The organism is Streptomyces sp. YS415, assembly GCF_023544665.1.
Taxonomy (GTDB): domain Bacteria; phylum Actinomycetota; class Actinomycetes; order Streptomycetales; family Streptomycetaceae; genus Streptomyces.
In genome coordinates this window covers 1-25,178 of the sequence record NZ_JAMJFL010000028.1, presented here as the reverse complement: position 1 = coordinate 25,178, position 25,178 = coordinate 1, and the positions used below count along the sequence as shown (strand labels likewise).

27 protein-coding genes are annotated in these 25,178 nt (G+C 72.0%); 13 read left to right on the top strand and 14 right to left on the bottom strand.

All coding sequences use genetic code 11. The features are described from left to right. Positions 1 to 31: 31 nt before the first annotated feature. Together M8H82_RS28445 and M8H82_RS28440 are read right to left on the bottom strand one after the other, a co-directional pair. Complete coding sequence (locus M8H82_RS28445; protein ID WP_284049448.1) at positions 32 to 1,900, bottom strand: glycine-rich protein; 1,869 nt, start codon at positions 1,898 to 1,900, stop codon at positions 32 to 34. An 84-nt stretch (positions 1,901 to 1,984) separates the two neighbouring features. Beyond that, on the bottom strand, positions 1,985 to 2,392 hold the full coding sequence (locus M8H82_RS28440; protein WP_250077925.1) for a hypothetical protein: 408 nt from the start codon (positions 2,390 to 2,392) through the stop codon (positions 1,985 to 1,987). A gap of 80 nt (positions 2,393 to 2,472) precedes the next feature. Between M8H82_RS28440 and M8H82_RS28435 the strand changes: the two genes are divergently transcribed. Further along, positions 2,473 to 3,048, top strand: coding sequence for a DUF1877 family protein (locus M8H82_RS28435; RefSeq protein ID WP_250077924.1), 576 nt, complete (start codon positions 2,473 to 2,475; stop codon positions 3,046 to 3,048). Here M8H82_RS28435 and M8H82_RS28430 read toward each other — a convergent pair. The 3 genes from M8H82_RS28430 to M8H82_RS28420 all read right to left on the bottom strand — a co-directional run bounded on the left by M8H82_RS28430 (position 3,022) and on the right by M8H82_RS28420 (position 5,957). Continuing rightward, positions 3,022 to 3,588: a hypothetical protein gene (locus M8H82_RS28430; protein WP_250077991.1), complete on the bottom strand. Its 567-nt coding sequence runs from the start codon at positions 3,586 to 3,588 to the stop codon at positions 3,022 to 3,024. The genes M8H82_RS28435 and M8H82_RS28430 overlap by 27 nt on opposite strands. A gap of 97 nt (positions 3,589 to 3,685) precedes the next feature. Further along, on the bottom strand, positions 3,686 to 4,186 hold the full coding sequence (locus M8H82_RS28425; protein ID WP_250077923.1) for a hypothetical protein: 501 nt from the start codon (positions 4,184 to 4,186) through the stop codon (positions 3,686 to 3,688). 109 nt (positions 4,187 to 4,295) lie between these two features. Then, positions 4,296 to 5,957 carry a glycoside hydrolase family 20 protein gene (locus tag M8H82_RS28420; protein WP_250077922.1) on the bottom strand — a complete coding sequence of 554 codons (1,662 nt, stop codon included), beginning with the start codon at positions 5,955 to 5,957 and terminating at the stop codon, positions 4,296 to 4,298. Between the two features lie 154 nt (positions 5,958 to 6,111). Between M8H82_RS28420 and M8H82_RS28415 the strand changes: the two genes are divergently transcribed. The 5 genes from M8H82_RS28415 (at position 6,112) to M8H82_RS28395 (ending at position 10,200) form a co-directional block, all read left to right on the top strand. After that, the gene (locus M8H82_RS28415) at positions 6,112 to 6,630 is read left to right on the top strand and encodes a 2-oxo-4-hydroxy-4-carboxy-5-ureidoimidazoline decarboxylase (protein ID WP_250077921.1); all 519 of its coding nucleotides are present in this window, start codon (positions 6,112 to 6,114) and stop codon (positions 6,628 to 6,630) included. 166 nt (positions 6,631 to 6,796) lie between these two features. After that, the gene (sdhC, locus tag M8H82_RS28410) at positions 6,797 to 7,177 is read left to right on the top strand and encodes a succinate dehydrogenase, cytochrome b556 subunit (RefSeq protein WP_308293287.1); all 381 of its coding nucleotides are present in this window, start codon (positions 6,797 to 6,799) and stop codon (positions 7,175 to 7,177) included. Positions 7,178 to 7,182: 5 nt separating this feature from the next. Next, positions 7,183 to 7,665 (top strand): succinate dehydrogenase hydrophobic membrane anchor subunit, encoded by a 483-nt coding sequence (locus M8H82_RS28405; protein ID WP_250077920.1) that lies wholly within the window; start codon positions 7,183 to 7,185, stop codon positions 7,663 to 7,665. Between the two features lie 19 nt (positions 7,666 to 7,684). Continuing rightward, on the top strand, positions 7,685 to 9,439 hold the full coding sequence (sdhA, locus tag M8H82_RS28400; RefSeq protein ID WP_250077919.1) for a succinate dehydrogenase flavoprotein subunit: 1,755 nt from the start codon (positions 7,685 to 7,687) through the stop codon (positions 9,437 to 9,439). Then, positions 9,439 to 10,200: a succinate dehydrogenase iron-sulfur subunit gene (locus tag M8H82_RS28395; RefSeq protein WP_250077918.1), complete on the top strand. Its 762-nt coding sequence runs from the start codon at positions 9,439 to 9,441 to the stop codon at positions 10,198 to 10,200. Before sdhA ends, M8H82_RS28395 begins: the two co-directional genes overlap by 1 nt. Before the next feature lie 132 nt (positions 10,201 to 10,332). Here the strand turns inward: M8H82_RS28395 and M8H82_RS28390 are convergent, their stop codons facing one another. Beyond that, complete coding sequence (locus M8H82_RS28390) at positions 10,333 to 10,608, bottom strand: hypothetical protein (protein WP_250077917.1); 276 nt, start codon at positions 10,606 to 10,608, stop codon at positions 10,333 to 10,335. A gap of 67 nt (positions 10,609 to 10,675) precedes the next feature. Between M8H82_RS28390 and M8H82_RS28385 the strand changes: the two genes are divergently transcribed. From M8H82_RS28385 to M8H82_RS28375, 3 genes are all read left to right on the top strand, one after another. Then, a complete protein-coding gene (locus tag M8H82_RS28385) occupies positions 10,676 to 11,086 on the top strand; it encodes a VOC family protein (protein ID WP_250077916.1) in 411 nt (136 codons plus the stop codon). A gap of 150 nt (positions 11,087 to 11,236) precedes the next feature. Then, positions 11,237 to 12,220: a peptidase gene (locus M8H82_RS28380; protein ID WP_250077915.1), complete on the top strand. Its 984-nt coding sequence runs from the start codon at positions 11,237 to 11,239 to the stop codon at positions 12,218 to 12,220. 23 nt (positions 12,221 to 12,243) lie between these two features. After that, positions 12,244 to 12,966, top strand: a complete 723-nt coding sequence (locus M8H82_RS28375) for a TetR family transcriptional regulator (protein ID WP_250077914.1) — start codon at positions 12,244 to 12,246, stop codon at positions 12,964 to 12,966. A 5-nt stretch (positions 12,967 to 12,971) separates the two neighbouring features. Here M8H82_RS28375 and M8H82_RS28370 read toward each other — a convergent pair whose 3' ends face one another. Further along, the gene (locus M8H82_RS28370) at positions 12,972 to 15,356 is read right to left on the bottom strand and encodes an MMPL family transporter (protein ID WP_250077989.1); all 2,385 of its coding nucleotides are present in this window, start codon (positions 15,354 to 15,356) and stop codon (positions 12,972 to 12,974) included. A 167-nt stretch (positions 15,357 to 15,523) separates the two neighbouring features. Between M8H82_RS28370 and M8H82_RS28365 the strand changes: the two genes are divergently transcribed. Together M8H82_RS28365 and M8H82_RS28360 are read left to right on the top strand one after the other, a co-directional pair. Beyond that, the gene (locus M8H82_RS28365; RefSeq protein WP_250077913.1) at positions 15,524 to 16,213 is read left to right on the top strand and encodes a response regulator transcription factor; all 690 of its coding nucleotides are present in this window, start codon (positions 15,524 to 15,526) and stop codon (positions 16,211 to 16,213) included. Further along, positions 16,210 to 17,679, top strand: a complete 1,470-nt coding sequence (locus M8H82_RS28360) for a cell wall metabolism sensor histidine kinase WalK (protein ID WP_250077912.1) — start codon at positions 16,210 to 16,212, stop codon at positions 17,677 to 17,679. The genes M8H82_RS28365 and M8H82_RS28360 overlap by 4 nt, the downstream gene beginning before the upstream one ends. A 75-nt stretch (positions 17,680 to 17,754) precedes the next feature. On the opposite strand, the gene M8H82_RS28355 is transcribed toward M8H82_RS28360, so the two are convergent. Genes M8H82_RS28355 through M8H82_RS28345 form a run of 3 tightly spaced genes read right to left on the bottom strand, consistent with a single transcriptional unit; the run spans position 17,755 to position 19,500 of the window. Beyond that, complete coding sequence (locus tag M8H82_RS28355) at positions 17,755 to 17,994, bottom strand: hypothetical protein (protein WP_250077911.1); 240 nt, start codon at positions 17,992 to 17,994, stop codon at positions 17,755 to 17,757. A 21-nt stretch (positions 17,995 to 18,015) separates the two neighbouring features. Next, positions 18,016 to 19,239 (bottom strand): metallophosphoesterase, encoded by a 1,224-nt coding sequence (locus tag M8H82_RS28350; protein ID WP_250077910.1) that lies wholly within the window; start codon positions 19,237 to 19,239, stop codon positions 18,016 to 18,018. 18 nt (positions 19,240 to 19,257) lie between these two features. Next, a complete protein-coding gene (locus M8H82_RS28345; RefSeq protein ID WP_250077909.1) occupies positions 19,258 to 19,500 on the bottom strand; it encodes an SCO4848 family membrane protein in 243 nt (80 codons plus the stop codon). Positions 19,501 to 19,591: 91 nt separating this feature from the next. Between M8H82_RS28345 and M8H82_RS28340 the strand changes: the two genes are divergently transcribed. Then, complete coding sequence (locus M8H82_RS28340; RefSeq protein WP_250077908.1) at positions 19,592 to 20,878, top strand: D-alanyl-D-alanine carboxypeptidase; 1,287 nt, start codon at positions 19,592 to 19,594, stop codon at positions 20,876 to 20,878. On the opposite strand, the gene M8H82_RS28335 is transcribed toward M8H82_RS28340, so the two are convergent. The 4 genes from M8H82_RS28335 to M8H82_RS28320 are packed head-to-tail and all read right to left on the bottom strand — an operon-like array spanning position 20,832 to position 23,692. Continuing rightward, entirely contained in the window at positions 20,832 to 21,734 is a 903-nt protein-coding gene (locus M8H82_RS28335; RefSeq protein ID WP_250077907.1) for a YihY/virulence factor BrkB family protein, read from the bottom strand. The genes M8H82_RS28340 and M8H82_RS28335 overlap by 47 nt on opposite strands. After that, entirely contained in the window at positions 21,722 to 22,159 is a 438-nt protein-coding gene (locus tag M8H82_RS28330) for a GtrA family protein (RefSeq protein WP_250077906.1), read from the bottom strand. Before M8H82_RS28330 ends, M8H82_RS28335 begins: the two co-directional genes overlap by 13 nt. Then, on the bottom strand, positions 22,156 to 23,142 hold the full coding sequence (locus M8H82_RS28325) for a decaprenyl-phosphate phosphoribosyltransferase (protein WP_250077905.1): 987 nt from the start codon (positions 23,140 to 23,142) through the stop codon (positions 22,156 to 22,158). Before M8H82_RS28325 ends, M8H82_RS28330 begins: the two co-directional genes overlap by 4 nt. Further along, complete coding sequence (locus tag M8H82_RS28320) at positions 23,135 to 23,692, bottom strand: phosphatase PAP2 family protein (RefSeq protein WP_250077904.1); 558 nt, start codon at positions 23,690 to 23,692, stop codon at positions 23,135 to 23,137. The genes M8H82_RS28325 and M8H82_RS28320 overlap by 8 nt, the downstream gene beginning before the upstream one ends. Before the next feature lie 133 nt (positions 23,693 to 23,825). Here M8H82_RS28320 and M8H82_RS28315 point away from each other — a divergent pair. Further along, positions 23,826 to 25,178, top strand: a 1,353-nt coding sequence (locus M8H82_RS28315) for an FAD-binding oxidoreductase (RefSeq protein WP_250077903.1), incomplete at its 3' end; no start/stop codon positions are given.

The window sequence follows — 25,178 nt, the reverse complement described above, 5'->3', positions numbered from 1 at the left end:
TGCGTGGGCCCCGGCCGCTTCCGTTTCCGCGTCAGCCGCGGTTCTGCAGGCGCGTCCGCAGCCGCAGTGCGAGCACGCCCAGGCCGGCCAGGACGGCGGCCGTGCCCAGCAGCAGGCCGATGCCGCCGGCGCCGGTCACGGCCAGGCCGCCGCCGGAGCCGCCGGAGCCGTCGCCCTGCGCACCGCCGGCGCCGGCGCCGGCGGTGTCCGTACCCCCGTCGGACGACGCGCTCGGCGCGGGCGAGGCCGATCCGCTCGGCTCGGCCGAGGCCGACGGCGAAGGCGTGGGCTCACCCGGGGAGTTGTCGTCCCCGACCTCGACCGTGAAGGTGGCCGAGGCCTCGCCGCGCGTGGCGACGACGGTGTAGGTGCCCGGGTCGGTACCGGCGTACAGCACCGGCGTGGTGGCGATGCCCTCCGCGTCGGTCTTCGCCTGGACGCCGACCACGTAGAAGTCCGGCGAGAAGCGCGGACCGCTCCTGGAGGAGGTGTACTCGACGTCGAACCGCACGGTCACCCCGGCCTTGGGCGCGCCGTCCACCTCGACGAGGGCCTGGAGCTTCTCGCCGAAGGCCTCCTCGGGGCCGGTGCGCTGTCCGTCGCCCTGGACGGCGGTCACGCTGTAGGCCAGCTTCTTGACCTGTCCGGTGAAGACGGCCGTCTTGCCCTGGGCGACGGCCCGGACGGTGAACGCGCCCTCCGTCTTGTCGGCCGCGACGGCGGGTGCCTGGGCGCGGCCGTACTCGTCGGTCGCGAGGACGACCTTGCGCAGCGGCTCGTAGGCGTCGAAGCTCACCCCGGTGCCGTTGGGGTCCTCGATCGTGAACGTCACGGTGGCGTCCTTGACCGGGGTGCCGTCCTTGTCCCGGACCACGACCGCCACCGGGTCGAACAGTTCGTCCGGGTCGCGGGTCTGGTCGTCGCCGGACGCCTTCGCCAGTTCGGCGACCGCGGGAGTCGCCCACTGCAGCACGACACGGCCGACCCCGCCCGGGGCGTTGACGCCGCCCTCGGCGATGCCGGAGTCGATGGGGTTGTCGGAGGACTCCCAGAAGGGGTCGTCCTTCGCCGGGGCCTTGGCGCCGTCGCTGACCACCATGCGCACGTCGGTCATGCGCTTCGGGTCGGCGTAGCTGGTGCCGCCGCCACCGCTGCCGGCGGTATCGTCGACGTCCGAGCCGGCGCCCCCGCCGCCGCCCGCATAGCCGCCGCCACCGCCGCCACCGCCGTACCGGCCCGTGCCGCCGTCGCCGCCCTTGCCGCCCGCGGAGGCGTCGGCACCTGCGGCGCCGTTGCCCCCGCCCGCGCCGCCCTTGGCTCCGTCGGCACCCTTGCCGCCGGTGGCCTCCGTGGCGTCCTGGCCGCGTTCGGCGCCACCGGCGCCCGCGTCACCCGCACTCGGGATGACGACGTCGGTGCTGCCGCCGCCACCGGCGGCGATCAGCAGCGGCTTGCCGTCGCTCGCGCGGATCCCGCTGCTGGCGCCGCCCTCGCCGACCCCGGGGGCTCCGGCCTTGCCACCGAGCGCGTCGCCGAAGTCTCGGCTCGCCACGGCGACGGAGAGCACCTCGCCCTCGTCGACCGACAGCTTTCCGGCGGCGTACGCCCCCGCTCCACCGCTCGACATGGAGCTGCCGCGGCCGCCCTGGCCCCAGGCCCGCACGTCGAGTTCCTTCACCCCGGCGGGCACCCGGAACGTCTCCGCCGCACCCGTCGCGGTGAAGAGCCGGCAGCCCGCGAACCCCTCGGTCGGCTCGCACACGGTCCCGGCACCGGCCGAAGGGGCGCCGGCGGCCGGTACGGCCATCCAGGCACCCGTGACACCCAGCGCGGCCACGGCCGTCGCGGCCACCCCGCGTCGCCACGCTCTTCGGCGCAGCCCTAGGGAACTCTGCTTCATCCCACCCCTCCAAAGATCAAGCAGGAGACTACCCAGGCGTTGATGAAGGTTGAACTGATTACCCGAGGGGACGGAGGTGACAGATCACACGCGTTCCGCGGTACAACCCCCGCGCACCGCGTCCCGGCACAGCAGCCGCAGCGACCCGTCCCCGGTGAAGCACCGGCGCGCCTCCTCGATGGGGTCCCACAGCGTGCCGTCGGGCGTCCGTATCCAGTGGTCGCCGCCGGACGCCCACCACTCGGCGTCGCACTGACGGACGATCACCTCGCCGGCGTACGCCCCGAATCCGCGCAGCACGCTCTCCAGTGCCGCCGGCGGGGTGTCCTCCCGGCGCAGATCGTCGATCACCCGGTCCAGCCGCCACAGGCTCTGCGCCGAGTAGTCGAGACGCAGCCGCGCCCCTTCCCGCATCGTCGAAACCATGTCCGCCGCCCATCGCACCGGCTTCGCCGCAGCGGAGGGCCTGGTCTGCTGCTCTGTCGTCGTCACACCGACAAGAGCGCGGGGACGCGGGGTTTCGTCACCCCCCAGGTGTGACACCCGGCCGCTCCCGTGCGCTCCAGTCACTGATGAGCCTGTACTTCCATCTGCGCGCGGTGCCGCCCCCGGCGCTGCGCAACAGCGCGACCTGGTTCCGCCGGCTGTTCGCCGACGACTGGACCACCGTCCGGGAGCGGATCGGCCGGCACCGCGAGGAGGTGCTGGACAAGGGGTACCTGCACCACGCGGTGCTGTACGCCGGAGGCCCCCCGCACCGGGCGCCGGACGGGCCCCGCGCCCATGTGGTGGTGGGCGGCCGACCGGTCTCCGCTCCCGAGCCGGAGCTGCCGCCCTTCCTGGTGCTCACCGCCGCCCAGGCGCACCGCGTGGCGGAGTACCTGGCGGAGGCGGACTTCGAGCGCCTGTGGCGGCAGTCCCGCGAGGAGTTGCTGCGCCCGTACGGCGTACCGGAGGCCGAGCGCGAGATCCGCGGCGCCTTCGCCTCGGCCCACCGGGACCTGACCGCCTTCTACGCACGGACCGCGCAGTGCGGCGACGCGGTGGTCAAGTGGCTGCTGGTCCCGGACGCGAGCCCCTCAGCCCCGGCCGCGAGCCCCACCGACCCTGGCCCGAGCCCTTCAGACCCGGCCGCGGGCCCGCCGTGACACCACCGCGCGCAGCACCCGCCGCCCCTCGGTGGACACCTCCAGCGCCGGCCGCAGCCCACCCGCGCCGCGCCCGGCGAGCAGCTCCAGCACGGTGATCTGGCGCCGCAGTTCGGCGGCGACGAGCGGCGACATGCCCTGCGTACGGCCTTCGCGGCGGGCGTCGACCGAGGACGCCTCGTCGGCGACCAGGTCGAGCATCCGGTGGATCTGCAGCGAGGCGACCGAGCAGGCGTCCGCCCACACCCGCACCTCGGCGGCGGCGGGGCGGGCCGGGGCCGCCTCCAGCATCCGGCGCGCCAGCCGTACGGCCTCGTCCTCGGCCTCCCCGGGCGCGTCCGCCGTACCGCCGAGCGTGCCGCGCACCTGGGCGAGGCGGTCGGCCCAGTCGTCGCCGGCCGGGTCCGCGAGGCTGGTCCACAGGGGCCGCAGCAGGTCGTCGTCACCGCCCAGCAGGGGGACGCACCGATCCAAACAAGCCAACCCGCTGGCGACCAGTCCGCGTTCGTCGGCCTGAGCGATCAACTCCACCAGGCTCATCCACGCCTCCCTACTGCGGGCCACTGTGGGGCTCCACCGGGGCACCTTCCTAACGGAGCCCGCACTTCCCCTTACTGCGTGCGACACCCCAGGAGTGTCACAGGGGCACCACCCCGAGCCGGTCGAGCATCCGGAAGAAGAGGTTTTCGGCCAAGGGATCGGGGTCGGCCCCGAACACCTCGAGCAGCGGCTCGGCCGTCACGATGTGCCCCGCCTCGGCGGCCCAGGCGACGGCCCGCTCGGCGGCGTCACGGGGCTCCAGGAAGTAGTCCTCCAGGACCACCCCCTCGCCCGCGCCGAGCCGGGCCGCCATCGCCTCCCGCCCCAGGCAGGTCGTCCACATCCCGCTCTCCGGGCCCGCCGCCTCCACCACCGCGCAGTCACTGTCCATGACGTACCCGAACAGCGCGGGCTCCCCGGTCTGATGGGCGAGCTCGTGCATGTTCCCGACGTCGCCCTCGCCGCCCGGGTACTCCCAGACCTGCCAGCCGTCCGGCGTCTCCTGGCGCAGGGTCAGCCCCGGCGCGCCGGCCAGGGCCGCCAGCTCCGCGAGCGGCCGCTCGGCGCGCCCCACGACGAAATACCCCCAATAGCCCATTTCTGTCCCCCACGCTGTGTTGCTTCGACTCGGGCCGAATACACCACAGCCGTACGCCCGTTCGCAGCCGGATCGGGCGATCCGGGTGTGAACGGGCGGCGGCGGGGCCTCAGCCCAGGCGGTCGCCCAGCGCCTTGAAGTCCGTCCAGGACTGCCGGGGCGGGCCCGGATTCCAGAGCTTCTCGACGGTGGCCCGCAGCGGCATCCGGATGCCGGCCGCCACCTGGTCCTGGGTCTGGGCGTTCGCGAGGTCGCACCAGACGGCGAAGGACCCGCCGAGGATCTGGTCGTCGTACTTCGCCGGCACCGCCTGGGTGCCGCGCAGCACGCGCGGGGTCCACTGCTCGTAGATGCGCTGTCCGGTCGGGTAGACGAAGGTCTGCGGCTCGCCGAGGACGTAGTACAGGAACTCGTCGTTGTAGTTGATGACCCGCCGCCCCTCCGCCAGGTACTGCACCGGCAGCCGGGCGCCGATCTCCTTGCCGGTCCAGTAGGCGACCTCGATGTCCTCGTCGGCCTTGACGGAGGTGCCGCTGAAGAAGCCGTCGTTCCAGGCCCGGGGCCTCTTGTCGTGGACGCGGACCGTGTCGGCGCGGTCGTTGAGCCAGCCGGTGGTCAGATCCTCCACGGTCGCCCCGGAGCCGTAGGCCTCCCGCGCCGCGGTCGCGAGCTGCGGGAAGGACGCCTCGGGGTCGGAGACGGTCAGCGCCTGGTACTCGTCACCGCCGAGATGCCACTCACCGCCCGGGAACAGCTCGGCGTACTCGTTCAGCAGGTCGTCGACGATCTCGGCGGACTCGTCCTGGGAGATGTCGATCGCCCCGCGCGTGGCCGCGCCCGAGGCGTTGCGCAGTTGCAGATCGGGGTGGGCCGCGAGCACCGCCCCCAGATGCCCCGGCGAGTCGATCTCGGGCACGACGGTGATGTGCCGCTCCGCCGCGAGCCGGACGATCCGCCGGACCTGGGCCTTGGTCAGATGCGGATCGGAGACGATCTCGGGGTGCGAGGAGGACTCGATCCGGAACGCCTGGTCGTCGGAGAAGTGCAGCCCCAGCTGGTTGTACTTCAGGTCCCCCAGCTCCCGGACCCGGTCCTCGATCCAGTCGGCGGTGAAGTTCTTGCGCGCGATGTCCAGCATGAACCCGCGCACCTTTTTCGCCGGTTCGTCCCGTACGACCCCTTCCGGCGCCGTCCCGCCGCCGTGCACCGCCTGCTTCAGCGTCCGGGTGCCGTAGAACACGCCCGCGTCGGCGGGCCCGCTGATGTTCACCCGCCCGCCGCGCACGGTCAGCGCGTAGGACTCCGGATCGGCGCCCTCGTCGTCGTTGAGCGACAGCCGTACGTCACCGGCCCGCACGTCGTCCTTCTCGCCCGCGTAGGTCAGCCCCAGCTCCTGGGCGACCAGCCGCCCCTCGTCCGCCAGGTCCGCGTCCCCGACGACCACCCGCCCGCCCCGCTCGGGCCGCCACCCCGGCCCGCGCGCCGGCGCGTGCGAGCGGACCGCCGGGATCGTCCGGGGGGCGCTGGAAAGGGCGTACGACCGGCTGGGGCTCGGCACCGGCACGGCCGCGGACCGGGACGCCCCGGCCGACCGGGACGTGGCCTCGGCGGACGGCTGCCGCACCGCGGACCCCGTGGGTCCGGCGGAGCCACCGCCGTCGCCGGAGGCCCACAGCCCGAGACCCACGCCGGACGCGGCCACCAGGGCCCCGACCAGGAGGGCCCGCTGTGCGGCCTTCTTCTCCGGCGCCCGGCGCCTGTGCTGGCTCACCCGGCCAACCTACGACCGGTGAGCGCGGTGCGCGTCCACCACACGTTCCGAAACTCTCCCGTTCGGCTGAAATTCAGGGCTCGGTCGGACGACCCGGGTTCCCTGTCGATACCGTGGCGACACATCTCTCACAGCATCCTCTGCCGAAACACACGTGACGCCCACACACCTTCCTGGCCGAGTGGCCATACCCCACCAGCAGCGCGGCACCACGCTGGAGCGCTTCAACACGGCATCCGCCGAGGAGCTCCAGCGCACCCTCCTGACCTGCCTGCGCAGCCTCCGCTGGGCCCACCGCATCACGGCCCACCGCCCCTACCCGACGCCGGAAGCCCTGCTGGCCGCGTCGGACGAGGCGGCGTACGACCTGACCCCGGGAGATCTCACGGAGGCGCTGGCCGGCGAGACGCTGCCGGTGCTGCCGGAGGACGTGTACGCGGTCGCTTACACGGCACTGGATGCCGCGAACGCCGCCTACGAGGCGAAATTCGGCCATGTGTTCGTCATCTGCCTGGACGAGGTACCGCCGAACGAGTCCCTGGACCACGTCCTGACGGCCATCCGGTCACGATTGACAAACGATCCGGAGGAGGAGCGGGTGGTGGCCTGGGAGGAGCTCCGCCGCCTGGCCAGAGGCCGGTTGCTGGGCCTGCTCGGGGGCCCGGGACTGTGAGCCCGCTCACCCATACGCGTGCCACTTTGATCACACCGGTAGGCCCGGCGTAAGCATCCCGACAGCGCGTCGCTACGATGCTGGGGGCCGGAGGACCGTACCCGGCCGGGCCCGACCGACAGCACAAGCCGGCGCGGCCCCAATCCCCGCTCCCGGAGGGACTTCCGTGCCGGCTGGAACGCTGTACCGCGGCCGGGAAGGAATGTGGTCCTGGGTGGCTCATCGAGTCACCGGCGTCCTCATCTTCTTCTTCCTGTTCGTTCACGTGCTGGACACCTCTCTCGTGCGTGTCTCCCCCGAGACCTACGACGAGGTCGTCGCGACGTACAAGACGCCGATCATCGCGCTGATGGAGTACGGGCTGTCCGCCGCCGTCCTCTTCCACGCGCTCAACGGTCTGCGGATCATCGCCGTCGACTTCTGGTCCAAGGGCCCGCGCTACCAGAAGCAGATGCTCTGGGCCGCCGTCGGTCTGTGGCTGGTGCTGATGCTGGGGGCCATCTACCCCCTCCTCGGCCACGCCGCTCGTGAACTGTTCGGGAGCTGACGCCCATGTCCACGACTGAGAAGACCGCGTCCGGAATCGGCCCCGTGGAGGGCCCCTCCGGTTACGACGTCGACAACCCGGCGCCCTACATCGAGGCCCCGCGCAAGCGCACCAAGAACACCCCGAAGTCGACCCGGGGCAACTTCGAGATGGCCGCCTGGCTCTTCATGCGGCTGTCCGGCATCGTCCTCGTCGTCCTGGTCATCGGCCACCTGCTGATCCAGCTGGTGCTCGACGGCGGCGTCTCCAAGATCGGTTTCGCCTTCGTGGCGGGCCGCTGGGCATCCCCGTTCTGGCAGGTCTGGGATCTGCTGATGCTCTGGCTGGCGACGCTGCACGGCGCCAACGGCCTGCGCACGGTCATCAACGACTACGCGGAGCGCGCGAACACCCGGCTGTGGCTGAAGGGCCTGCTCTACACCGCCACGGTGTTCACCATCCTGCTGGGCACGCTGGTGATCTTCACCTTCGACCCGAACATCCGCTAGGCACGGGGCTGCGAGAATCATGAAGATCCACAAGTACGACACCGTCATCGTCGGCGCCGGTGGCGCGGGCATGCGCGCGGCCATCGAGTCCACCAAGCGCAGCCGCACCGCGGTGCTCACCAAGCTCTACCCCACCCGCTCCCACACGGGCGCCGCACAGGGCGGCATGGCCGCCGCGCTGGCCAACGTGGAGGAGGACAACTGGGAGTGGCACACCTTCGACACGGTCAAGGGCGGTGACTACCTGGTCGACCAGGACGCCGCCGAGATCCTGGCGAAGGAGGCCATCGACTCGGTCCTCGACCTGGAGAAGATGGGCCTGCCGTTCAACCGCACCCCGAACGGCACCATCGACCAGCGCCGCTTCGGCGGACACAGCCGCAACCACGGCGAGGCCCCGGTCCGCCGGTCCTGCTACGCCGCGGACCGCACCGGCCACATGATCCTCCAGACGCTGTACCAGAACTGCGTCAAGCAGGGCGTGGAGTTCTACAACGAGTTCTACGTCCTGGACCAGCTGATCACCGAGGTGGACGGCGTCAAGCGCTCCGCCGGTGTCGTGGCGTACGAGCTGGCCACCGGTGAGATCCACGTCTTCCAGGCGAAGGCCGTCATCTACGCCTCCGGCGGCTGCGGCAAGTTCTTCAAGGTGACGTCGAACGCGCACACCCTGACCGGTGACGGCCAGGCCGCCGTCTACCGGCGCGGGCTGCCGCTGGAGGACATGGAGTTCTTCCAGTTCCACCCGACCGGCATCTGGCGCATGGGCATCCTGCTGACGGAGGGCGCCCGCGGTGAGGGCGGCATTCTGCGCAACAAGGACGGCGAGCGCTTCATGGAGAAGTACGCGCCGGTCATGAAGGACCTCGCCTCCCGGGACGTCGTCTCGCGCTCCATCTACACGGAGATCCGCGAGGGCCGCGGCTGCGGTCCCGAGGGCGACCACGTCTACCTGGACCTCACCCACCTCCCGCCGGAGCAGCTGGACGCCAAGCTCCCGGACATCACCGAGTTCGCGCGGACCTACCTCGGCATCGAGCCCTACACGGACCCGATCCCGATCCAGCCGACCGCGCACTACGCGATGGGCGGCATCCCGACCAACGTCGAGGGCGAGGTGCTCGCCGACAACACGACCGTGGTCCCGGGCCTGTACGCCGCCGGCGAGGTCGCCTGCGTGTCGGTGCACGGCGCCAACCGGCTGGGCACCAACTCGCTGCTGGACATCAACGTCTTCGGCAAGCGCGCCGGCATCGCGGCCGCCGAGTACTCCCAGAAGGCCGACTTCGTCGAGCTGCCGGAGAACCCGGCGGAGCTGGTGCTGGCCCAGGTGGAGAACCTGCGCACGTCCACCGGCACCGAGCGGGTGGCGACGCTGCGCAAGGAGCTCCAGGAGACCATGGACGCCAACGTCATGGTGTTCCGCACCGAGCAGACGATCAAGACGGCGGTCGAGAAGATCGCCGAGCTGCGCGAGCGCTACCGGAACGTGTCGATCCAGGACAAGGGCAAGCGGTTCAACACCGACCTGCTCGAGGCCATCGAGCTGGGCAACCTGCTCGACCTGGCCGAGGTCATGGCCGTCTCCGCGCTCGCCCGCAAGGAGTCCCGCGGCGGTCACTACCGCGAGGACTACCCGAACCGCGACGACGTCAACTTCATGCGCCACACCATGGCGTACCGCGAGGTGGGCGACGACGGCACGGAGTCCGTACGTCTCGACTACAAGCCGGTCGTCCAGACCCGCTACCAGCCGATGGAGCGTAAGTACTGATGGCAACCCCCCTTCTGGACAAGGTGGAGGCGGACTCCGCCGCCTCTCCCTACATCACCGTCACCTTCCGCGTCCGCCGGTTCAACCCGGAGATCTCGGCCGAGGCGACCTGGGAAGACTTCCAGCTGGAGATCGACCCCAAGGAGCGCGTGCTCGACGGTCTGCACAAGATCAAGTGGGAGGTCGACGGCACGCTGACCTTCCGTCGCTCCTGCGCGCACGGCATCTGCGGCAGCGACGCCATGCGGATCAACGGCAAGAACCGTCTCGCCTGCAAGACGCTGATCAAGGACATCAATCCCGAGAAGCCGATCACGGTCGAGCCCATCAAGGGCCTGACGGTCCTGAAGGACCTCGTGGTCGACATGGAGCCGTTCTTCCAGGCGTACCGCGACGTGATGCCCTTCCTCATCACGAAGGACACCAACGAGCCGACGCGTGAGCGGCTGCAGAGCGCCGAGGACCGCGAGCGGTTCGACGACACGACCAAGTGCATCCTGTGCGCCGCGTGCACGTCGTCCTGCCCGGTCTTCTGGAACGACGGCCAGTACTTCGGCCCGGCGGCCATCGTCAACGCGCACCGCTTCATCTTCGACTCGCGTGACGAGGCCGGCGAGCAGCGCCTGGAGATCCTCAACGACAAGGACGGCGTGTGGCGTTGCCGCACGACCTTCAACTGCACGGACGCCTGTCCGCGTGGCATCGAGGTCACCAAGGCGATCGCCGAGGTCAAGAAGGCGCTGATCACGCGCCGCTTCTGAGCTCCGCCGCCCCGGCCCAGGGCCCTGCTCCCGTCGCATCGGGAGCGGGGCCCTCGGGCTTTTCCGGGGCCCGGGCTCGGTGGAGCCGCCTTCCGGGCCCGGGCTCCATGGAACCGCTTTTCCGGGGCCTGGTCAGCCGCCGACCAGGGGTATCAGCCGGAGGAACGTGACCTCGGTGTCCGCCGAGACGGCGATCTCCTCGTCCAGCCCGGTCGGTTGGCGGTCCCCCACCAGGAGGATCAGGCCGTTCCCGGCGAAGGCCCGCAGAGCCCGCTCCCGGTCGGCCTCCCGGGGCATCCGGCGCCGGATCAGCTCCCGGACCGTCAGCCGCTCCTCCGGGATCTCCAGCCGGGGGCCCGTCTCGCGCCGTCCCGTGGTCGTCTCGTCGACGAAGGTCACCTGTCCCATGCGCCAACCGTACGAGCCGCCACCGACAATGCCGGGATCCGGCCGATCATCGGCCTACTCTGACTGTGTGTCAGATGACGAGTCCTACGAACTGCTCGGGTTCGACAACGTGCTGCTGCCCGTCGGTGACCTCGGCGAGGCCGTCGGGTTCTACGAACGCGCCGGGTTCACGGCGGCGTTCCGGTTCGACGAGGCGGGGATCGCGCTGCTGAAGGTGGGCGGCGAGACCCCCGGCATCCTGCTGCGGCAGGAGGACGGGCTGAACCACCGCCCGCCACCCTGGCACGCGCCCCGGCTGTGGCTGGAGGTGCCGGACGCCCGCGCGGCCGCCCGCAGGCTCGCCGGCGCCGGGATCGCGCCGCTGGACGAGCCGTTCCCCGGGGCCACCGGATGGACCGTCGAGGTCGCCGACCCCTGGGGCAACGTCCTCGGCCTCACCGACTACTCCAAGCGCCCGGCGCTCGGCCGCCGGCCGTGAGGCGGGCCCGCACCGGCTGAGGCGGGCCCGTGCCTGCCGGGGCGGCCGGATTTCGACCACCGACTTGGCATGCACCCTTCCAAAATGGCGCTCAGATGGGATTCTCCTGGCAGCTTCGATCCCCTCCGCACCCCTCACAAAGGAGTACGCGTGCGAGGCATACCTCGGATATCCCGCTCCCTCCTCGTCGGCGTCACCGCCCTGCTCACCGCCGCCGGGGCGCTGGCCGTACCGGCGAGCGCCGGGCCCCGGTCCGACACCGGCGTCCGTCCGGTCACCCAAGCCGCGCAGGAGAGAGCCGCCGCGTTCTGGACCCCGGCCCGGATGCGGGCGGCCGAGCCGCTGGACCTGCTCCCGGTGACCGGCCACCGCGGCCCGGCACCGGCCAAGGGCGCGCGGACCACCGTCCCGGCCACCCTCCCGGGCACCACCGCGGGCACCGGCATCCAGGCCTTCCCGCACGGCGGCGGCGCCTGGACCGGCGGCGGGGCCGTGGTCTCCACGGCGGGCCGGGTCTTCTTCACCTACCAGGGCCGTACGGCGTCCTGCTCCGGCAACGCCGTCACCAGCGCCAACAAGAGCACGGTCATCACCGCGGGCCACTGCGTGCGGATGGGCGGCGCCTGGCACACCAACTGGGTCTTCGTGCCCGGCTACCACGACGGCCAGTCCCCTTACGGCCGCTGGGCCGCCGCCAGGACCCTGTCCACCCCGCAGTGGACGGCGAGCGAGGACATCAACCACGACATCGGCGCCGCCGTCGTCGCCCCGCTGAACGGGCAGTCGCTGACGGACGTCGTCGGCGGACAGGGCCTCGCCTTCAACACCGGCTACAACCTGCGCATGTACGCCTTCGGCTTCCCGGCCGCGAGCCCGTACGACGGGGAGAAGTTCATCTACTGCTCCGGCAGCACCAGCCGGGACTTCCTGCTCTCCAACGACCACGGCATGACGTGCAACATGACCGGCGGCTCCAGCGGCGGCCCCTGGTTCACCCAGTTCGACGAGTCCACCGGCACCGGACTGCTGTCGTCGGTGAACAGCTTCAAGTACAACTTCCTCCCGAACCGGATGTACGGCCCGTACTTCGGCGCCGAAGCGCAGAACCTGTACCAGGCGGCGCAGTCGTCCTGATCCGCACTGGTTAGTCTCGCTCCGTGCCCTCGAAGAACGACAGCCCCGCGCCCGGCAAGGCCGAGCAGACCCGCGCGCTGATCCTGGAGACCGCGATGCGGCTGTTCCAGGAGCGCGGCTACGACCGGACCACCATGCGGGCCATCGCCCAGGAGGCCGGGGTCTCCGTCGGCAACGCGTACTACTACTTCGAGGGCAAGGAGCACCTGATCCAGGGCTTCTACGACCGGATCGCCGCCGAGCACCAGGTGGCGGTCCGGGCGGTCCTGGCCCGCGAGACCGATCTGGAGGCGCGGCTCGCGGGCGTGCTCAAGGCCTGGCTGGACATCGCCACGCCGTACCACGAGTTCGCGGTGCAGTTCTTCAAGAACGCCGCCGACCCCGACTCCCCGCTCAGCCCCTTCTCCCCGGAGTCGGAGCACGCGCGCGTGGAGGCCGTCAGCGTCCACCGCGCGGTCCTCACGGGCGCCACCGGGACCAAGGTGCCCGAGGAACTGCGGGACGTGCTGCCGGAGTTGCTGTGGCTGTCCCAGATGGGGCTCTGCCTGTACTGGATCTTCGACCGTACCGAGGGCCGCGCGCGCAGCTACCGGCTCGCCGAGCGCGGCGCCCGGCTCACCGCGCGCGGGGTGGCCCTGGCCCGCTTCCGGGTGCTGCGCCCGCTGGTGCGCGAGGTGCACGAGCTGTTCACGGACTTCCTGCCGGGGATGACCAAGGCGATGCCGGGCCCCGGCAGGAAGCCGTAGTCCGCTCAGTTGACCGCGTCGACCTCGCCCTCGGCGAGCTCCACGTCGTACACCAGCGGCTCACCGTCCACCATCACGTGCCCCGCGCGCGAGCCGTGCGCCGAAGCGGTCGCCGCCAGCAGATAGGTGCCCGGCGCCGGGACCGAGACGATGTACGAGCCGTCCGCCAGGGAGGTCACCCGGTCCAGTTGGCGGCCGCCCTTCGACAGCAGGGTGACGGCCGCGCCCGGCACCGGGGCGCCGTCCGCCGTACGGATGAAGCCGTGCACCACCGAGGCACCGCCCTCGGCGTCCGGCCGCTGCTCCAGCGCCTCCTCCTTCGGCTCGACCGCCAGATGCGGCAGCCGCTTCTCCAGACCGGCCGGCAGCCACCAGTTGGACTTGCCGAGCAGGAACATCGCGGCCGGCACCAGCGCCGTACGCAGGATGAACGCGTCCAGCGCCACCGCCGCCGCGAGGCCGACGCCCGCCATCGCGCCCTCCATGTCACCGCTGAGGACGAACGCGGAGAAGACGCAGATCATGATCAGGGCCGCGCAGTTGATGACCCGGCTGGTCTCCGCGAGGCCCACCCGCACCGCGCGCGCGTTGTCCTTGGTGTGCACCCACTCCTCGTGCATCCGGCTGACCAGGAACACCTGGTAGTCCATGGAGAGGCCGAAGAGCAGCGAGAGCATGATGACCGGCAGGAACGAGGTGATCGGGCCCTCCTTGCCGACGCCGATCAGCTCGGTGCCCCAGCCCCACTGGAAGATCGCCACCAGGACGCCGAAGGACGCGGCGGCCGCGATCAGGTTCATCAGCGCGGCCGTCAGCGGCACGACCAGCGAGCGGAACGCCACCAGCAGCAGCAGGAAGCCCAGCGCGATGATCGCCGCGACGAAGTACGGCAGCCGGTCCGAGGTCACCGACGCGAAGTCCTTGAACACGGCCGTCACACCGCCCACATGGGCCTCGACGCCCGCCTGGGCGATCACGTCGTCGCGCAGCCGGTCGATCAGCTGGTCGGTCTGCTCCGACTGCGGTGACGTCGTCGGCACCACGTTGATCACCGAGACGCCGTTGGCGGGCGGTACGGCGGCCACCTGGGCCACTCCCTCGGTCGCCTCGATGGCGGTGACGAGCGAGTCGGGGGCGGGGCCGTCCACGACGACCTGGAGCGGGCCGTTGACCCCGGGTCCGAAGCCCTCGGCGAGCAGGTCGTAGGCCTGCCGGGTGGTCGTGGACTCCTGGTGGTTGCCCTGGTCGGTGGCGCCGAGCCGGATCGACAGCACCGGCAGCGCGAGCACCGCCATGACGACGAGGGCGCCCGCCGCGATCGACCGCGGCCGCTTCTGGACGTACCCCGCCCAGCGCGCCGCGAGCCCGCTCGCCTCGTCCGGCTCCGGTCCCGTCGCGGCCAGCCGGCGGCGCTGCCTGCGGCTGAGCACCCGCGGGCCGAGCAGGCCCAGCAGCGCGGGCAGCAGGGTGGTCGCGGCGAGCACGCTGAGCACCACCGTCAGCGAGGTGGCGATGACCACGCCGTCCAGGAACCGCATGTTCATCACCAGCATGCCGGCGAGCGCGATGCACACCGTGCCGCCCGCGAACAGCACCGCACGCCCGGAGGTGTTCAGGGCCGTCACCGCGGCCTCCTCCGGCTTCATCCCGCGCAGGATGCCGCGCCGGTGCCGGGTGACGATGAACAGCGCGTAGTCGATGCCGACGCCGAGGCCGATCAGCGAGCCGAGCAGCGGGGCGACCTCGGGCACGTCCGTGACATGGCTGAGCAGCATCGTGGAGAGCATGCCGGTGCCCACGCCCGCGATCGCCACCACGATCGGCAGCAGCATCGCGAACAGCGAGCCGAAGGCGAGGAACAGCACGACCGCCGCGGCGAGGATGCCGACCGCCTCGGCGGTGCCGGCCGGCGGCTCCTGCGTGCGAGCGATCGCCTGACCGCCCAGCTCCACCTGGAGTCCGGCCTGCTCGGCGGCCTGCGCGGTGTCGACGATGTCCTCGATCACCTCCTTCGGAATGCCGTTGGCCTGTTCCTCGAAGGTGATCTGGGCGTACGCGATCCGCCCGTTCTCGCTCACCTGCGGGTCGGTGACCTCACCGACCCCGTCCATCCCCGCGATCTCCTCCAGCGCGGGCCGGACGCGGCTCTCCACGGCCGCGTCCCGCACGGAACCCTCGTCCACCTTCCACACCACCGTGTCGGTGTCTCCGGCGCGCTCCGGGAAGGCCTTCTCCATCAGGTCGTACGCGCGCTTGGAGTCCGTGTCCGGCAGGGAGAAGACGTTCGCGTAGTCCGTGCCCGCGGCGGAACCGCCGAAGCCCAGGCCGAACAGCGCCCCCACCCACAGCAACAGGACCACCAGCCGGTGCCGATAGCACCACCGTGCCAATCTCGCCACGCTCAACGCTCCTTCGTCGGTCGTCGGTCGGTCCCCCAGGTCCTGCACACCACCATCGGGGGCGCCGCTCGCGCGCGGACAGGCGGCGGGCTCGACTCTCAAGGAACTCCAAACCGGGAACCCGCCCCGTTGTCAGTGGTCGCGCCGATACTGGGGGCATGACTACGGCTGTGGGCACCGTGCTGGTCGTGGAGGACGAGGAGAGCATCGCGGACGTCCTCGCCATCGCCCTGCGCTACCACCGGTTCGAGGTGATGACCGCGGGCTCCGTCCGCGAGGCCCTGGCGCTGGCCGGGCGCACCCGGCCCGATGTGGCGCTGCTGGACGTGATGCTGCCGGACGGCGACGGCCGCGCCCTCGGCCGTCAGCTGCGCGTCCAGCGACCGGACCTGGCGCTGGTCTTCCTCACCGCCCGCGACTCGCCCGCCGAGATCGTCGGCGCCCTCGGCTTCGGCGACGACTACATCACCAAGCCCTTCGACATCGACGTGGTCATCGCCCGCGTCACCGCCGTCCTGCGCCGCACCCGCGCCGCCGACGTCCTCCCCCAGCGCCCGCCGCTGCGCTACGGCGACCTGGAGCTGGACGAGTCGACGTACTCCGTGCACCGCGCGGGCCGCACCGTCGAGCTCACCCCCACCGAGTACGCCCTGCTGCGCTTCCTGGTGCGCAACGGCGGCCGGATCGTGCCCAAGGAGCAACTGCTGCGGCACGTCTGGCAGTACGAGCACACCCCGCCCGAGTCGACCGTCGTGGAGACCTACATCAGCTATCTGCGCCGCAAGCTCGACACCCTCGGACCGCCCGTCATCACCACCCGGCGGGGCGTCGGCTACGGACTGGCATGAGGATCCGGTGCCTGGGCCGGGGACATCGCGGCATCCACTCGCTGCGCGCCAAGCTGACCCTGGCGAACGTGGCCCTGCTGGCCCTGGGCATCGTCGCGGCGACCGCGATCAGCCTGATGGCCGCCCGCCACTATCTCCTCGACAAGATCGACTCCGAGCTGCTGGCGACCCGCTCCACCTTGCAGAACGCCGGGTTCAGCATGCGCCAGATCGAGTCGCTCGGTGAACTGGGCATCGCCATGGACCAGTTCGCGGGCAGCGGCGCCGAATCCCTGCCGAGCTCGACCGGGTCGGTCTTCGTGGCCGTCGACCGGACGGGCCACGCGGTCTCCCTGGGCCCGCTGGAACCGACGTCACGGCAGCGTTCGATGGCCGCCGAGGTCGGTGACCCCACGGCCCTGGCCGCCGCGGCGGAGCCCCGCGACATCGAGGTGCAGGGCACCCCGTACCGGGTGGTCGCCGCCCGGCTGTCCGACGGTCCGGTGGTCCTGATCGCCATCTCCACCGACGCCCTGCACGAGGGCATGGCCAAGGCTCTCAAGCTGGACCTCGCCTTCGGCACCCTGCTGCTGGCCCTGCTGGCCTGTCTGACCCTGTTCAGCGTCAGCCGCAGAATGCGCCCGCTGGAGGACATGGTGGAGACGTCCTCGGCCATCGCGGAGGGCGACCTGACGCGCAGGGTGCCCTCCAGCCGGGAGGCCACCCTGGAGGTGGAGCAGCTGCGGCTGGCCCTCAACTCCATGCTCCATCAGGTGGAGTTGGCCTACCGCACCCGGGAGCGCAGCGCGGCGCAGCTGCGCCGCTTCGTGGCGGACGCCTCGCACGAACTGCGCACCCCGCTGTCGGCGATACGCGGCTATCTCCAGCTCTACGACAAGGGCATGCTCAACGACCCCGACCAGCGCAAACGGGCCTGGGAGCGGGTGCTGGCGGAGGCCGACCGGATGGGCCGCCTGGTGGACGAACTGCTGTGCCTGGCCCGCTTGGACCAGCAGCCCGAACTCCGCTTCCGCAACGTCGACATCAGCCGGCTGGTGCGGGACGCGGCGGAGGACCTGCGCGTCCAGCAGCCGGACCGCCCGGTGACGGTGACGGCGGAGGGCGCCCTCCTGGTCCGGGCCGACGAGTCGGGGCTGCGGCAGGTGCTGGGCAACCTCACCGGGAACGTCCGCACGCACACGCCCGTGGACGCCCCGGTCCACCTGGCGGTGGAGCGGGCGGACGGTGTCGTCCGGGTGTGCGTGGCGGACCGGGGCCCGGGGCTGGCCCAGGAGGACGCGGTCCGCATCTTCGACCGCTTCTTCCGGGCGGGAGGAGGCGCGGGCAGCGGTCTGGGCATGGCGATCGTGCAGGGGGTGGTGAAGGCGCACGGGGGCCAAGTGGCGGTGGACACGGCGCCGGGCGAGGGGCTGACGGTGACGGTGACCCTGCCGACGCAGGAGGGCGGGGGTGGGGTCGGTGCGTGAGCAGGAGGGGGTGCGGTCGGCGCGTATCAGGCGGGGCGCGGTCGGTACGTAGGCAGGCTGGCTGGCTGGCTGCGTTCAGTACAGGACGGCGAACACGAGCACACCGGCGCCGGCCGCGAGCACGACCGCCGCGCGGAACAGGATCAGCCGGTCCACGATCCGCCGCAGGGCCGGGCTCGGCACACAGCGCAGCAGCGCCTTCGCCGGGCTGCTGCACCTGGAGGACGGGACGCACGAGGGCGGGGGCCCGACCCGCCTGCCCGCCGGGGCCTTCGCCCTGGCGGCGGGCGTCGCCGCCGCCTCGCTGGAGCTCACCTGGGTGACTGCTCCCCCGGATCAGGGCTGCCTGGAGGCCAGTTGGATGACCGTGATGTCCGACTCGGCGCCGACCCGGGTGGGCGGACCCCAGGCGCCGGCGCCCCGGCTGACGTAGAGCTGGGTGTCGCCGTACCGCTCCAGGCCCGCCAGGGTCGGATTGGCCCCGGCCGCGACGAGGTTGCCGGGCCAGAGCTGGCCGCCGTGGGTGTGGCCGGAGAGCTGGAGGTCGACGCCGTGCTCGACGGCGTCGTGGATCTGAACGGGCTGGTGGGCGAGGAGCACGCACGCGCGTGCCGGGTCGCGGTCGCCGAGCGCCTTGGCGAAGTCGGGGCCCTCACCCTCCTCCTCGCCCGCGATGTCGTTGACGCCGGCGAGGTCGAACCAGGGCAGTTCGGTCCGGGCGTTCTCCAGCGGGAGCAGACCCAGCCGCCGCACCTCCTCGACCCACTGCTCGGCGCCCGAGAAGTACTCGTGGTTGCCGGTGACGAAGTAGGCGGGGGCGTTGAGGCCGCGCAGCGGGGCCGCCGCCGGGGCCAGGTCCTCGACGCTGCCGTCGACGAGGTCACCGACGACGGCGACGAGGTCCGGCTGGGTGGAGTTGATGGTGTCGACGACGCGCTGCGCGAAGCCCCTGCCGAGGACCGGGCCCAGGTGGATGTCGCTGACTACGGCGATGCGGTAACCGTGCGCCGCGCGCGGGAGCTTGGCGAGCGGCACGGTGACCCGCTTCACGCTCGGCCCGTTCAGCACCCCGTACGTGCCGATCCCGACGGTCCCCACGGCCGCCGCCGCCGCGGCGCCGCCGATGACGCGGGAGACGAACAGCCGGCGCGAGGGAGCGGCGACCGGCAGCGAGCCCTCGGGCTCCGGCGAGGCGGGCGCGCCCACCGGCACCGGCTCGGCCTGCCGCACGGGCGCCTCGGCGGGCCTGCGCCGCTCCAGCCAACGGCGCAGCAGCGGTCGTACGGCCTCACCCGCCAGCAGCCCCAGCAGCAGGTACATCGAGAGGGCCAGCCACAGGAAGCCCGGCCACGCGAGCACCTGCTGGAGCCGGAAGGGCGCGCCGGTGCGCTCGGCCACCAGGGCGCCGAACGCCAGCAGCCAGCCGCCGGCGATCAGCGCGGCGCCCGCGCGGCGGACCGGGCCGGGGCCGCTGGTCGTGTCGCGGAACAGGCGGCGCCACACGTACCAGTTGGCGGTCACCATGACCGCCAGGACGAGCACCACGAAGACGATGACCACGAAGTCGTATCCCTCTGCCTATGACGTCCGGCGCAATGCGCGCACCCCGCGCAACCCGATGCCCCCCACAACCGTCCCCAATACGAAGGAGACGACCGCGAGCAGCAGGTGCACCCAGAAGTAGCCCGTCGGGTCGCCCGCGTCGTCGAACGCGAGCCCGCTGCCGTCCTTGACGAGGTTCTTGACGAAAGTGATCCAGATGAACCAGCTCCACACCCCGAAGGCGAGCAGGAACCAGGAGACGGGGCGGCTGAGCTTCATACGTTCAGTATCACCGCCGCGTGTCCGGTTCCATGGCCGGGGTGGGGGCTGGGGCGGGACATCACACGCGGTGCCCTGTACGTTCTCGTCCGTGTCCGCACCCCAGAAGACCATCCGGCGCTCGCTGCTGGTCACTTCCGCCGTCGTCTCGTCCCTCGCGCTGAGCGTGCCCGTCTCGTACGCGGCCCCGAGTCCCTCGCCGACTCCGTCCGCGACTCCCCCGGCGAACATGTCGACGGTGGGCGGCGAGCGGCTCGGGCAGCCGGGGACCCAGGTCGAGCTGGCCAGTGGGGTGCCCGTCCTGCCGAAGAAGCTGTCCGCGCGCTCGTGGATCGTCGCCGACGCCGAGTCCGGCGAGGTGCTGGCCGCGCACAACGCGCACTGGCGGCTCGCCCCCGCGAGCACGCTGAAGATGCTGTTCGCGGACACCCTGCTGCCGAAGTTCCCCTCCTCCACCGAGTACGAGGTGACCCCTTCCGACCTCGTGGACGTCGGGTCCGGGTCCAGCCTGGTCGGGATAAAGGAGGGCGAGAGCTACACCGTCCACGATCTGTGGCTGGGCGTCTTCCTGCGCTCCGGCAACGACGCCGTGCATGTGCTGTCGAAGATGAACGGCGGCATCGACAAGACGGTGGCGGAGATGAACGCGCACGCCGAGGAGCTCCAGGCGCTCGACACCCACGCGGTCTCCCCCGACGGCTACGACGCCCCCGGGCAGGTCTCCTCCGCCTACGACCTGACCCTGATCGCCCGCTCCGGACTTCAGAAGGAGGACTTCCGGGAGTACTGCTCGACGGTCTCCGCGAAGTTCCCGGGCGAGACGAAGAAGACCAAGAAGGGCAAGAAGGTCCGCGAGTCCTTCGAGATCCAGAACACCAACCGGCTGCTCAGCGGGGACGCCGACATCTCCGTCTACCAGGGCATCGCGGGCGTGAAGAACGGCAACACCACCAACGCGGGCGCCACCTTCACCGGAGTCGCCGAGCGCAACGGCAAGGTGCTGCTGGTCACCGTCATGAACCCGGAGAAGGACGAGCACAACGAGGTCTACAAGGAGACCGCGCAGCTCTTCGACTGGGGTTTCAAGGCGGCCGGGAAGGTCCAGCCGGTGGGTGAGCTGGTGCCGCCGAGGAGCGCCGTCGAGGAGAGCGCCCAGCCCGTCGCGGGCGACTCCGGCGCCGACTCCGGCGAGGCCGGCGGTTCCGGGGACGGGGAGCCGGCCGCGAAGCCGGTGGTGGGCGCGGCGGCCGAGGGCGCTTCGGGCGGCGTCGGGATCGCGCTCGGGGTGATCGGCGGGCTGCTGGTGCTGCTCGCGACGGGCGTGTACCTGGTCAACCGCCGGTGGCCGCTGCCGGATCTGGTACGCCGACGCCGGTGACCTCGTCCGCCTTGGTGCCGGTCGCCGTCCACGCCGCGCAGAACACCACGAGTTTCGAGGTGAAGTTGATCCACAGCAGCAGGGCGACCGGCACCCCGAAGGCGCCGTACATGCTCTTCGACGCGACGCCCTGCATGTAGCCGCTGAGCAGCAGCTTCAGCAGTTCGAAGCCGACCGCGCCGATGAGCGCGGCCACCATCAGGCGGCGGCGCGGCGGTTCGACGCCGGGCAGCAGGGTGAGGACGTAGAGCAGGACCAGGAAGTCGGCGAGGACGGCGACCGCGAAGGCGACGACGTGCAGCAGGACGCTGCCGAAGCCGCCCTCGGCGATCCCGAGTTCCTTGATCAGCCGGCCGACCAGCGCGGAGGCCACGGCGGAGGCGGCGATCGTGACCAGCACGGCGCCGCCGAGGCCCAGCAGGATCCCCGCGTCCTTCGCCTTGTGCAGGACGGGGTTCTCCTCCTCGTCGTCCAGCTCCCACACCGCGCGCAGGCACTCGCGCATGGAGCCGACCCAGCTGATGCCGGTGAACAGCAGCAGGGCGCCGGCGATGAGGCCGATCGTGCCGGCGTTGTCCACCAGGCCGTCGATGTTCAGCTGGTCGGAGATGCCGGGCACCTGCTCGGCGATCTTGTCCTCGAGCGTGTCCTGCTGGTCGCTGCTGAGCGTGGCCGCGGCGATCGCGGCGGCCACGGCGAGCATGGGGAACAGCGCGACGAAACTGGTGAACGTCATCGCCGCGGCCAGCCGCGTCCACTTCACCCGGTCCATGCGCTCGTACGACCGCCACGCGTGCGTGGTCATCAGCCGGGCCATGAGCGGCCCGACGACGGGGAGTTTTTTCAGCCAGTCCATGATCCGACTCTCCCCTCCTGGTGGAAGACCCATGTACGGGTTCCCCAGAACCGCAGGACAGTCGCCAGCGCCATCCCCACTCCGGCGCCGGAGACGACGTCCGCGCGCGGGGAGGTGAACCCGAGGCCGTAATGGCTGACGGTGAGACAGAGCAGTTGTACGGCGGCCCCGGCGAGGTTCACCGCGAAGAAGGCGGCATAGGGGCGCAGGCCCCTGGGGCGGGTGTGCCGGTAGGTACCGAGCGCGTTGCCCGCGTACGCCACCGTGCAGCCGGCCACGAAGGCCAGTGCCTTGGCGGTGAGCGGGTCGAGGCCGGCCGGTCCGCGCAGGGCGACGAACAGGGCCGTGTCGACGACGTAGGCGAGCAGGCCCGCGGCGGCGAAGCCGACCAGTTCCCGCCGGTCCGCCCACGCGCGCGCCCTCACCAATTGGCCACCGCCAGGCCGTACATGGCGAGCCAGACGAGGGCGATCAGGGCGAGGGCGCGGTCGCGCAGCACGACGTCCTCGGGTTCGCCCGCCGTGCCGCGATCGGCGAAGACGGCGTACCGGAGGATCGCGAGGATGAACGCGACCATGGACAGCTGCCGCCAGGGCAGCACACTGGTGTGCGGGACCCCGCCCTCCTCCAGCGCCCACAGGCAGTACCCGAGGACGGCGACCCCGGCCGCGAGCTGCCACACGAAGCGCAGGTAGCCGGTGGTGTACTCGGTGAGCAACGCGCGCGTGGCGCCCGCCTTCCCGGCCATCTGCACGGCTTCGGAGTAGCGCTTGGCCGACACCATGAACAGGGCGCCGAAGCCGGTCGTGATGAGGAACCAGCGCGAGAGCGGGATGCCGAGCGCGAGGCCGCCTACCATGGCCCGCATGAGGAAGCCCGTGGTCACGACCGCCAGATCGACGACCAGGACGTGCTTGAGGCTGACGCAGTACGCCAGTTGCATGCCCAGGTAGGCGGCGAGCAGGGCGGCGACGAGGGGGTCGCTCAGCCAGGCGGCGGCGGCCGGGGCGAGGACGGCGAGGGTGCCGCCGACGGCGTAGGCGACCGGTACGGGGACCTGTCCGGCGGCGACCGGGCGGTGCCGTTTGGTGGGGTGGGCGCGGTCGGCCTCCGCGTCCCGGGCGTCGTTGATCAGGTAGACGGCCGCGGCGCAGGCGGTGAAGAGGGCGAAGACGAGGGCGATCTGGGTGAGGGCGTGGGTGGTGAAGAGCTGTCCCGCGGCGGCGGGGGCGGCCACTACCAGGACGTTCTTGACCCACTGCTTGGGGCGGGCGGTCTTGATGAGCCCGCGCAGGAGACCCCGGCCGGGCGTCGGGGTGCCGGTGGTGCGCGGCGGCGTGCGCTGTTCCAGGAGCGAGGGTTCCCTGGTGCCGCGCGCGGTGCCGGCCAGGGGCGTGGTCTCAGTCATCCGCGCCGCCCCTCATCCAACGCGCACCCGCACACGCCGTGAGGGCGCCCAGGGCCGCACCCGCCGCCACGTCGGAGGGGTAATGCACGCCGACGACGAGGCGGGAGAGGCACATCGCGGTGGCGAGGGGCGGGAGGGCGACGCGGGTGGCCGTGGTGGCCAGGGGTGCTGTTGTGCGCCCGCCACCACCGCCGCGGCACGTCGCCAGCATGCCGAAGGCGACCGCGGCGGCGGCTGCGGAGGCCGCGTGGGAGCTGGGGAAAGAGTGGCGGCCCGCGGTGCGTACGAGGGGTTCGACATGCGCGGGGCGCGGGCGGCGCACCACCCTTTTCACCCCCATGCTGACGAGGTGCGCGCCCGCGGTGAGCGCGGTCCCGCGCACCCAGGCGCCGCGCCGCGCTCCGTCCACGGCGGCCCCCGCGAGGCCCGCCGCCAGCCACAGGGCACCGTGCTCACCGGCCCAGGACAGGGCTCGCGCGGCGCCGGCGACGCGCGGATCACAGCCGTACACACGCAGCGCCGAAAGGATTCGGTGGTCCAGATGGTCCATGGGGACTCACTGTTCCCGCCGACCCCGCCGGAACTCCGGCAATATTGAGCGACATCCCATTAATCACCCATTTCGGGGAGAGTAGGGATGTTTCACAACGGATCGCTCGTTAACCGGCGATACCGTCGCCGACATGCCTGCCGACACCGTTTCCGTCACGGGATGGGGCCGCACCGCTCCCACCACCGCCCGTCTGATCCGCCCCCGGACGTACGAGGAGGCGGCGGCCGCCGTCCGTGCGTGCGGGGCGCGGGGCGGCATCCCGAGAGGCCTCGGGCGGGCGTACGGGGACGCGGCGCAGAACGCAGGCGGCGCGGTGCTCGACATGACGGGCCTGGACCGGGTGCACGCCATCGACGCCGACGGCGGCACCGTGCTGTGCGACGCGGGCATCTCCCTGCACCGGCTGATGCAGGTGCTGCTGCCGCTCGGCTGGTTCGTGCCGGTGACGCCCGGCACCCGCCAGGTGACCGTCGGCGGGGCGATCGGCGCGGACATCCACGGCAAGAACCACCATGTCTCCGGCTCCTTCTCCCGGCACGTCCTCTCCCTCGAACTGCTCATCGCCGACGGCGAGATCCGCACTGTCGGCCGCGGCAGCCCGTTGTTCGACGCGACCGCGGGCGGCATGGGTCTGACGGGCGTGATCCTGACGGCCACCCTCCAGTTGCTGCCGGTGGAGACCTCGCTGATGTCGGTCGACACCGAGCGCGCGACGGACCTCGACGACCTGATGGCCCGCCTCACCGCCACCGACCACCGCTACCGCTACTCGGTGGCCTGGATCGACCTCCTGGCCCGCGGGGCCGCGACCGGCCGCGCGGTCCTCACCCGGGGCGACCACGCCCCCCTGGAGGCGCTGCGCGAGGGCACGCGCGCGTGGCGGGACCCGCTCGCCTTCCGCCCCGCCCAGCTGCCGTCCCCGCCCGCCGTGTTCCCCGAGGGCCTGCTCAGCCGCCGTACGGTCGGCCTGTTCAACGAGGTCTGGTACCGCAGGGCCCCCCGCGCGCGTACCGGCGAACTCCAGCGGATCTCCACGTTCTTCCACCCCCTGGACGGCGTACCGCACTGGAACCGCGTCTACGGCCGCGGCGGCTTCGTGCAGTACCAGTTCGTCGTCGGACACGGCCGGGAGGACGCCCTGCGCCGGATCGTGCGGCGCATCTCGGCGCACCGGTGCCCGTCGTTCCTGGCGGTCCTCAAGCGCTTCGGGGACGCCGACCCCGGCTGGCTGTCCTTCCCGGTCCCCGGCTGGACGCTGGCCTTGGACATCCCGGCGAACCTCCCCGGCCTCGGCCCCCTCCTCGACGCACTGGACGAGGAGGTGGCCGCGGCGGGCGGCCGCGTCTACCTCGCCAAGGACTCCCGCCTGCGCCCGGAACTGCTCGCCGCGATGTACCCGCGCGTGGCCGACTTCCGCGCCCTGCGCGCCGAGACGGACCCGCGCGGAGTCTTCACCTCGGACCTCTCCCGCCGCCTCGGCCTC

What these genes read in the sequence shown, in the direction of transcription:
- M8H82_RS28335 (WP_250077907.1), bottom strand. Translation starts at nt 21,734, where the DNA reads ATGGACTGGCTGAAAAAACTCCCCGTCGTCGGGCCGCTCATGGCCCGG.
- M8H82_RS28425 (WP_250077923.1), bottom strand. Translation starts at nt 4,186, where the DNA reads ATGGGCTATTGGGGGTATTTCGTCGTGGGGCGCGCCGAGCGGCCGCTC.
- M8H82_RS28395 (WP_250077918.1), top strand. Translation starts at nt 9,439, where the DNA reads ATGGCAACCCCCCTTCTGGACAAGGTGGAGGCGGACTCCGCCGCCTCT.
- M8H82_RS28365 (WP_250077913.1), top strand. Translation starts at nt 15,524, where the DNA reads ATGACTACGGCTGTGGGCACCGTGCTGGTCGTGGAGGACGAGGAGAGC.
- M8H82_RS28345 (WP_250077909.1), bottom strand. Translation starts at nt 19,500, where the DNA reads ATGAAGCTCAGCCGCCCCGTCTCCTGGTTCCTGCTCGCCTTCGGGGTG.
- M8H82_RS28360 (WP_250077912.1), top strand. Translation starts at nt 16,210, where the DNA reads ATGAGGATCCGGTGCCTGGGCCGGGGACATCGCGGCATCCACTCGCTG.
- sdhA (WP_250077919.1), top strand. Translation starts at nt 7,685, where the DNA reads ATGAAGATCCACAAGTACGACACCGTCATCGTCGGCGCCGGTGGCGCG.
- M8H82_RS28320 (WP_250077904.1), bottom strand. Translation starts at nt 23,692, where the DNA reads ATGGACCATCTGGACCACCGAATCCTTTCGGCGCTGCGTGTGTACGGC.
- M8H82_RS28390 (WP_250077917.1), bottom strand. Translation starts at nt 10,608, where the DNA reads ATGGGACAGGTGACCTTCGTCGACGAGACGACCACGGGACGGCGCGAG.
- M8H82_RS28325 (WP_250077905.1), bottom strand. Translation starts at nt 23,142, where the DNA reads ATGACTGAGACCACGCCCCTGGCCGGCACCGCGCGCGGCACCAGGGAA.
- M8H82_RS28430 (WP_250077991.1), bottom strand. Translation starts at nt 3,588, where the DNA reads ATGAGCCTGGTGGAGTTGATCGCTCAGGCCGACGAACGCGGACTGGTC.
- M8H82_RS28405 (WP_250077920.1), top strand. Translation starts at nt 7,183, where the DNA reads ATGTCCACGACTGAGAAGACCGCGTCCGGAATCGGCCCCGTGGAGGGC.
- M8H82_RS28445 (WP_284049448.1), bottom strand. Translation starts at nt 1,900, where the DNA reads ATGAAGCAGAGTTCCCTAGGGCTGCGCCGAAGAGCGTGGCGACGCGGG.
- M8H82_RS28435 (WP_250077924.1), top strand. Translation starts at nt 2,473, where the DNA reads ATGAGCCTGTACTTCCATCTGCGCGCGGTGCCGCCCCCGGCGCTGCGC.